The 6,437-nt window shown below is 72.1% G+C and carries 5 protein-coding genes; 4 read left to right on the forward strand and 1 reads right to left on the reverse strand.

The features are described 5' to 3' along the window. Positions 1–222: 222 nt before the first annotated feature. A complete protein-coding gene (locus ACFQ7F_RS31320) occupies positions 223–2,400 on the reverse strand; it encodes a prolyl oligopeptidase family serine peptidase (RefSeq protein ID WP_383277577.1) in 2,178 nt (725 codons plus the stop codon). 149 nt (positions 2,401–2,549) lie between these two features. On the opposite strand from ACFQ7F_RS31320, the gene ACFQ7F_RS31325 reads away from it, so the two are divergent. The 4 genes from ACFQ7F_RS31325 to ACFQ7F_RS31340 all read left to right on the forward strand — a co-directional run. Next, positions 2,550–2,744, forward strand: coding sequence for a hypothetical protein (locus tag ACFQ7F_RS31325; RefSeq protein WP_190082113.1), 195 nt, complete (start codon positions 2,550–2,552; stop codon positions 2,742–2,744). Positions 2,745–2,796: 52 nt separating this feature from the next. Continuing rightward, positions 2,797–3,720 carry an N-acetyl-1-D-myo-inositol-2-amino-2-deoxy-alpha-D-glucopyranoside deacetylase gene (gene mshB, locus ACFQ7F_RS31330; protein ID WP_383277580.1) on the forward strand — a complete coding sequence of 308 codons (924 nt, stop codon included), beginning with the start codon at positions 2,797–2,799 and terminating at the stop codon, positions 3,718–3,720. Between the two features lie 77 nt (positions 3,721–3,797). Further along, positions 3,798–4,205 carry a DUF6113 family protein gene (locus ACFQ7F_RS31335; RefSeq protein ID WP_383277583.1) on the forward strand — a complete coding sequence of 136 codons (408 nt, stop codon included), beginning with the start codon at positions 3,798–3,800 and terminating at the stop codon, positions 4,203–4,205. A 142-nt stretch (positions 4,206–4,347) separates the two neighbouring features. Next, positions 4,348–6,437: hypothetical protein (locus tag ACFQ7F_RS31340; protein WP_383277586.1), on the forward strand; the 2,090-nt coding region annotated here is incomplete at its 3' end.

The following is a 6,437-nucleotide window of genomic DNA, read 5'->3' on the forward strand; positions in this document are numbered from 1 at the left end:
CCTTCCCGAAACCTGGGGGCTCTGCCCCCTGGACCCCCGTACAAGATGTCCTCAATCGCCGGACGGGCTGAAATTCCTGGGGCGGGCTTGGGGAAAGAAACATTCGGGCAACCCGGCCGACCCCGCCCCGCCACACGCACAGGGCACGCTGAAGAACGTACGGCCGTGCGGGTGCCGTAGACCGGCCGGGGTTTGCCATGTCGCCCCGGCCGGTTGCCGCGCCTACACCAGGTTCAGCGAGCGCTTCAGGAAGTCCACCTGGAGCAGCAGCAGGTTCTCCGCCACCTGTTCCTGCGGGGTCATGTGCGTGACCCCGGAGAGCGGGAGAACCTCGTGCGGGCGCCCCGCGGCAAGCAGCGCCGAGGAGAGGCGCAGCGCGTGCGCCACCACCACGTTGTCGTCCGCGAGGCCGTGCACGATCATCAGAGGGCGGTGCGGCACCTCGGGCGAGACGAGGCCCTCCTCGGTGACGAGGGAGCTCAGGGCGTACGGCGCAGGGTCCTCAGCGGGGTTCCCCAGGTACCGCTCCGTGTAGTGCGTGTCGTACAGCTGCCAGTCCGTCACCGGCGCCCCCGCCACCCCCGCGTGGAAGACGTCGGGGCGGCGAAGGACCGCGAGCCCGGCGAGGTAACCGCCGTAGGACCAGCCCCGGATGGCGACCCGGTCGAGGTCCAGGGGGAAGGAAGCGGCGAGGCCCTGGAGCGCGTCCACCTGGTCGTCCAGGGTGAGGGTGAAGTCCCGCCGGATCTCCTTCTCCCAGGCGGGCGAGCGTCCCGGAGTGCCGCGGCCGTCCGCGACGATCACCGCGAATCCCTGGTCGGCGAACCACTGGGACGTGAGGTAGGGATTGTGGGCGGCGACGACCCGCTGGCCGTGCGGGCCGCCGTACGGGTCGAGGAGTACGGGCAGTGGACCCGAGCCCTCCTCGTAGTCCGTGGGGAGCAGGACGGCGCACGGGATCTTGCGTGCGCCCCCTTCGGTGAGAGTCACGCGCGGTGTGAGCCCCGGATGCTGCGCGTATGAGGCGACGGTAGCCACCTGCTTGCCGTCACGCAGTACCTGGACGCGGGAGCCCGGCTGGTCAAGGGTGGCCGACACGAGGACCGTGAGGCCGCCGGCGCGCACCGCCGAGTGCACCCCGGGTTCGGCGGACACGCGCTCGACGCCCAGTTCGTTGACGCGGTAGACGTGCACCTCGCCGGTCTCGGGGGCCGCGGCGGCCTCGCCCGCCGACGCCGAGATCAGGACATCGTCGTCCGCCACGTCGAGCACCGCGCGGACGTGCAACTGCGGACCCGTCAACGGGCGTTCGCCCACCGCCAGGACGCGCGCGCCGCCCTCGTCCACGATCCGCACCAGCCTTCCGCTGGGGGACCAGGAGGGGGCGCCGGGGAAGAGTTCGAGCCACTGCGGATCTTCTTCCGCGTGCACCATGCGGGTCGATCCGTCGTCCGGGTCGACCGCCAGATAGAGCTGGCTGAGCTGGTCACGTGACTGGACGAGGAGCAGCGGCGCCCCGGCCGACGACCAGTGCACCCGCGCCAGATACGGGTAGCGGGCGCGGTCCCACATCACCTCGGTGCGCGTGCCGTCAAGCTCGACGACGAAGAGGCGTACGTCCGCGTTGGCCGTGCCCGCCGCCGGGTACGCGACCCGCGTGGGCTCCGTCTCGGGGTGCGCGGGGTCGGCGATCCACCAGCGCCGCACAGGAGCGTCGTCGGCGCGTGCGACAAGGAGGCGGTCCGATTCGGGCGACCACCAGAAGCCCCGCGAACGCTGCATCTCCTCGGCCGCGATGAACTCCGCGAGGCCGTACGTCACGGTCTCCTTCTCGACGGAGTCCGGCTCCGGCGCCGCAAGGGCACGGTCGCCCGTCCCGTCGGCGCCCGTGACCCGCAGGGCGCCCCCGGCGACGTACGCGATGTGGCGGCCGTCGGGCGAGGGGCGCGGGTCGATCACCGGGGCGGGGGCGGGCAGTTCGCGTGCCGTGCCCGCGCGCAGTTCCGCCGCGAAGAGCCGCCCGGAGAGGGTGAAGGCGGCGAGTTCCACCGCCGCGTCCGTCGCGTACCCCACGATTCCCGCACCGCCCTCGCGGCTGCGCTCACGGCGGGCGCGTTCCTCGGCAGAGAGGCGCTCGGTGGCGCCCTTCAACAGCGTCCCGGGATCGGCCGCGACACGCTCGACCGCGCCGTCCTCGAGGTCAAGGACCCAGAGTTGGTTGGCCCGGTCAGTGCCGGACGAAGAGCGCAGGTAGGCGACGCGGGACCCGTCCGGCGCCACCGTGAACGCGCGGGGCGCACCGAGAGTGAAGCGTTGCGTGCGGGCGTGCAGACGGGGGAAGGAGAGCCGCTGCGTCTGACTCTCGGCGTGCCCGGCGGTCGCGGGCGTCTCGGTGGTCATCCCCCGAGCCTATGGGGCATGCGCCCCCCTGTGCTGCCGTGCTCCGAGTCATGCGGACCCACGGATAGTTATGATCCGTAGCGCTTAGTGGGTATGTACCTGCTGGCATCCGCACTGGTGCAGGGTCTGGGACTTGGAGGTGAGCCGCCGTGGCACTCTCGATTTCGGTGGTGGTGCTGCTGGCGATCATTGTCTTCTTGCTGGTCAAGAAGTCAGGGTTGAAGGCGGGCCACATGATCGTCTGTGTCTTGCTCGGCTTCTATCTGGCGAGCTCCTCCATCGCGCCGACGATCAACGAGCTGACGACCAACGTGGCGGGGATGATCGGCGACATCAAGTTCTGATCCGCTCGCAGCGCGTTCTGATCGTCGCGCGGGGTGCTCGTAGGGTGGTCCCATGACGGAACTGCCCGCCCGGCGTCTGCTGCTCGTGCACGCGCACCCCGACGACGAGTCGATCAACAATGGCGCGACGATGGCCAAGTACGTGGCCGACGGCGCCCATGTCACGTTGGTGACCTGCACGCTCGGCGAGGAGGGCGAGGTCATCCCGCCCGAGCTCGCCCATCTCACGGCCGACCGCGAGGACGTGCTCGGCCCGCAGCGCATCGGCGAGCTGGCCGCCGCGATGAAGGAGCTTGGCGTCACCGACCACCGGTTCCTCGGTGGCACAGGACGCTACCGCGACTCCGGGATGATGGGCATCGAGCAGAACCACCGGGCGGGCGCCTTCTGGTCCGCCGATCTCGATGCCGCCGCGGCCGACCTCGTCGAGGTGATCCGCGAGGTGCGGCCCCAGGTCCTCGTGACGTACGACCCGGACGGCGGATACGGCCACCCCGATCACATCCAGGCCCACCGGGTCGCGATGCGCGCCGCGGACCTCGCGGCCGAGGGAGCCTTCCGCGCGGATCTCGGCGAACCGCACACCATCGGCAAGATCTACTGGAACCGTGCGCCGCGCTCCGTCGTCGAAGAGCGGTTCCGGTGGATGGAGGGCGCCCTGCGGCACTCTTCGTTCACGACCCCCGGCGTGGTGGCGGACGTGCCCGGTGTGACGGACGACGGACGGATCACGGCGGAGATCGACGGGACGGCCTTCGCGCAGGCGAAGGCGGCGGCGATGCGCGCGCACGCCACGCAGATCGAGGTGCGGGGTCCGCTCTTCGTCCTGTCGAACGGGCTCGCGCAGCCGATCTTTGATGTGGAGTACTACGAGTTGGTGCGAGGAGAAGCCGGTGCGGTGGACGGCGAGCGTGAGACGGATCTGTTCGCGGGGCTCGAAGACGGCGCGGGGCTCGAAGGGGTGACGGCGCTGTGAGTACTCGTTCGCGTGCGACATCGTCCGGGGGGTCTGCGGGATCCGCAAGGTCCGGGGGATCCAGAGGGACGTCTTCCGTGGTTCCGCCGCCGGGAGGCAGCGCTCTCGCCCAGCCGCTCAATTTCGGCCGTCTTGCCGCTTATGCGGGGCTCTTCGTGCTGGGTGCGGCCGTCGGTGTGGCCGGCGCGCTCGTCCAAGGGGGCTGGCTCCCGGCCGGGTTGCTGCTCGCGCTCCTCGGGGCCGCCGGGCTCTTCCACGGAGGGGCGCGTGCCATCGGCGGCAGAGCGGGGGCGGTGGCGCCGGCGGCGGGCTGGCTCGTCGCCGTCATACTGCTCACGGCCAGCCGGCCCGAGGGGGACTTCCTCTTCGGCGCGGGGCTTGGTTCGTACGCCTTCCTGCTCGGCGGAATGGCGGTCGCTGTGATGTGTGCCACCCTCGGTCTGCGGCCGCAACCAGGCGGGCCCGCCGCCCGACTTGGCAAGTGACGTACCACTTCAACCCGTGTCCCACACGGGTTTGACGGCGGTCACAGAATGAGTGCCGACGGCGGCCAGTATGGTGGTGCGCGCCGCCGAGCCGCCCGAGTGAGGTCGAGACGGGCGGCGGAGCCAACCGGGAGAACCTGCCTTGAGTCGTGAAACTGACAGTTCGTCCTCCGGGCCCCAGGGGCGCGGTGGAGCCGCTTACCCCTCGGGGACGCCGCCGTACGGCTCCCCGGCGCAGGGCGCCGCGTCGGACGGTGCCGTGGAGGGCGCGCAGCAGCAGGCCGCCGAAGGGCGGCCCGACGAGCCCAAGACCGAGACCACGCTGACCACGCGCATCCGGATCAACATCCCCGGGTCGCGGCCCATCCCGCCGGTCGTCATGCGCACGCCCGTCGCGAGCAGCGACGTGAACGCGCCGCGTCCGCAGGACGCGGGCCGCGCGGCGGACGCATCCGACGCCGGGGACGGCGCGGGGCGTCCGGGGTCCGCGAACGGCGCCGGAGGTCCCGGTTCCGCCGGGATGTCCGGTTCGGGCTCCGCGCCCGCCGGGCCTGCCGCCGCCGGTCCCTCGTCCCCTGCCGCAGCGCCGGAGGAGAAGACGAGCGACTGGTTCGCGCCGCGCAAGAGCTCCGGCGGCACCATCGGCGGGAACGGCTTGTCCGGGGCCGCTGGTCCGTCCACCGGTTCGTCCGCCGGCCCGTCCGCGGGTTCGGGAGCGGGCGGCTCCGGTACGGGCTCCTTCGACGTGTCCGGCGCTGTGGCATCGGGCCCGCTCGGCTCGGGAGCGCCGCAGGGCGGCGACCCTCAGCGCGGAGACCTGCCGTACTTCTCCGGAGGCGCCGCGGGCCCCGGGGGTGACGGTGGCCGCGGTCCTTCGGGCCCGACCGGCGGACCGGTCACCGGTGAAGGGCCGATGGCGCCGAACCCCGCCAACCCGTCGAGCCGCGCCAACCCTTCCGACCCGGCGAACCAGGCCAACCCGGCAGGCCGGGCGAACCCGATGGCTCCGCCGAACTCGGGCGGTCCGGGCGCTCCGGGCAACCCCGGCAGTCCCGGCAACCCGGGCAAGCGCCCCAACCCGGCCAACCCCGCCGCCCGTTCGGGCGCGGGCGTGGGCCCCAGCACGCCCGCCATGGGCGACGACACCGCCATCCTCACCCCGCAGAAGGCGGGCCCGGTGCACGGCGGCCCCGGCTCCATCCCCGGCGGCCCGAGCGCGCCCTCACCCGGCACCAACGTCTCCGGCGACACCCTGACCAGCGGCATCCCCGTCGTACCGCCCGCACAGAACTCGCCGTTCCCCGGGGGCCCGCAGACCGACGGACCCGTGCCGCACACCCCGCCCAAGCTCCCCGAGCCGGTGCAGCCGAACGTGCCCGTCGCCGCGGCACCGGCCAAGAAGAAGGGGCGCAACAAGCTCGTTCTCGTGGGCGTCCTCGTGGTCGTCGTGGCCTGCGGGGCTTACGGCGCCGGTCTGTTGATGAACCACGCCGACGTGCCGAAGGGCACCACCGTGCTCGGCGTCGACATCGGCGGCGGCACGCGCGACGAGGCCGTCAAGAAGCTCGACGAGGCGATCGGCCAGCGCGTCACCAAGCCCCTGAAGCTGTCGGTCGACGGCGAAGCGGTCACGCTCAGGCCGGACCAGTCGGGCCTGACCCTGGACAGCCAGGCCACCGTCCGCGAGGCGGCGGGCAGTGACTACAACCCCGTATCGGTGATCGGATCGCTCTTCGGCGGCGAGCGCGTCGCCGAGCCGGTCATGCCCGTGGACGAGGAGAAGCTGGCGGCCGCCCTGGAGCGCGCCGCGGGCGGCTCGGGCTCGGCCAAGGAGGGCTCGGTCCAGTTCGTGCCCGGCAAGGCCGTCCCCGTGTACGGCAAGGAGGGCAAGGGCATCGACGTCGCCGCGTCGACGAAGGCCGTCTCGCAGGCGTACGAGAAGCAGGTCGCGACCGGTAGCGCGGGCACGGTCCAGGTGCCCACCACCACGCGCAAGCCGACCGTCGCGAACGCCGAGGTCGACAAGTTCATGACGCGCTTCGCGAAGCCCGCCATGTCCGCCAACGTCACGATCAAGGCGGGTAACGCGTCCATCCCGTTCGGCCCGGCGAAGTCGCTGCCGAAGGTGCTCGAGACGAAGGTGCTGGAGAACGGCACGCTGCAGGTGCGCTACAACACCACCGAGCTCAAGAAGCTCTACGGCAACGTCTTCGACGGCATCCTGATCCAGCG

It is taken from the genome of Streptomyces sp. NPDC056486 (assembly GCF_042795295.1).
Lineage (GTDB): Bacteria > Actinomycetota > Actinomycetes > Streptomycetales > Streptomycetaceae > Streptomyces.

Bases quoted from the DNA above. Each gene is read 5' to 3' on its own strand.
- ACFQ7F_RS31320 (WP_383277577.1), bottom strand. From the start codon at position 2,400: ATGACCACCGAGACGCCCGCGACCGCCGGGCACGCCGAGAGTCAGACG.
- mshB (WP_383277580.1), top strand. From the start codon at position 2,797: ATGACGGAACTGCCCGCCCGGCGTCTGCTGCTCGTGCACGCGCACCCC.